The sequence below is a fragment of the Mycobacterium sp. E3198 genome (genome assembly GCF_001667015.1).
Lineage (GTDB): Bacteria > Actinomycetota > Actinomycetes > Mycobacteriales > Mycobacteriaceae > Mycobacterium.
Window position 1 is genome coordinate 1 of the sequence record NZ_LZIS01000235.1, and the last position, 1,548, is coordinate 1,548.

The window sequence follows — 1,548 nt, forward strand, 5'->3', positions numbered from 1 at the left end:
CCATCCCGAGCAGCGCGGAGGCCACGCACGTCAGGGCGACGTCGAAGAACAGCTCGAAGCTGACGTTGCCCAGCATCACGGCGTTGGCGATCGGCTGGCCCCAGCCGATCACCGAGATCACGGTGGAGATGCCGGCCTGCATGATCGCGAACGCGCTGAACACCACGATCTTGGCGGCCAGGTACGAGACGGTCGACAGGCCGACGGCCTGCTCGCGTTTGAAGATCGGGCGCTCGCCGACCAGGTCGCGAATCGTCAGCGCGGTGCCCATGAACACGGCGCCGACGGTGAGCATGACCAGAATCTGGTCGGGCTGATTGGGCGAGTTGCTCGTCGGGTCGCCCATGCCGTACCCGGTCTTGCCGCGCACCGTCAGGGTGAGCACGCCGATGAGGAACGGCAGCAGCGCCAGGAACACCGTGTAGCCACGGTCGGAGATGACCAGGCGCACCTGGCGGCGCGCGACGGTGGAGAACTGGCGCAGCACGTCGGTGTGCACCGGTTCGCCCAGGTCGGCCGGGCTGGACTCGGATGGTTCCGGTATGTCATGCGGCCGGTTCTCGGCCAGGAACCGGCGATTGGCCTCGTCGGGGTCGGCGCCCACCTTGGCGAAGATGTCGGCCCAGTTGGTGGTGCCCATGGCCGCGCCGATCTGGCTGGGCGGCCCCAGGAACGCGGTCTTGCCGCCGGGCGCCACCAGCAGCAGCTGGTCGCAGACGTCCAGGTAGGCCACCGAGTGGGTGACCACCAGCACCACGCGGCCGGCGTCGGCGAGCTGGCGCAGCATCATCATCACCTGGCGGTCCAGCGCCGGGTCCAGCCCGGTGGTCGGCTCGTCGAGGATCAGCAGCGACGGCCCGGTGAGCAGCTCGAGCGCGACCGACGCGCGCTTGCGCTGGCCGCCGGAGAGCTTGTCGACGCGGGTGTCGCCGTGCTTGGTCAGCTCCAATTCCTCGAGGACCTGGGCGACGACCTGTTCGCGGTCGGCCTTGCTGGTGTCCGGGGGCAGCCGCAGCTCGGCGGCGTAGCCCAGCGCCTGGTTGACCGTGAGCTGCCGGTGCACGACGTCGTCCTGGGGGACCATGCCGATCCTGCTGCGCATGGACGCGTACTCGGTGTGGATGTTGTGGCCCTCGAAGGTCACCGAGCCGGAGGTGGGGCTGGTGTAGCCGGCGATCAGCCGCGACAGCGTGGTCTTGCCGGCGCCGGACCCGCCGATGATGGCGGTCAGCGTGCCCGGGCGGGCGGTCAGCGTGATGTGGTCGAGCAGCTGCTTGCCGTGATCGACCTCGAAGCAGACGCCGTTCACCTCCAGGCCGCCGGTGCGCGTTGCGGCCTCGGTGCGACGGATCAGGGTGTCGCGGGTGAAGACCAGGTCGACGTTGCCGATGGTGACGACGTCGCCCTCGCTCAGCACCGCCGAGCCGACCCGTACGCCGTTGACAAAGGTGCCGTTGACGCTGTGGGCGTCGCGGATCTCCGTGCCTAGCGGGGTCTGGGTCAAAAACGCGTGGTGGCGGGAGGCCAGGACGTCCTGGATGACGATGT

Annotated in this window: 1 protein-coding gene; it reads right to left on the bottom strand. The window is 69.3% G+C overall.

Annotated features, from left to right (window positions below):
* Nucleotides 1-1,548: ATP-binding cassette domain-containing protein (locus A5673_RS24240; RefSeq protein WP_156748576.1), on the bottom strand; the 1,548-nt coding region annotated here is incomplete at both ends.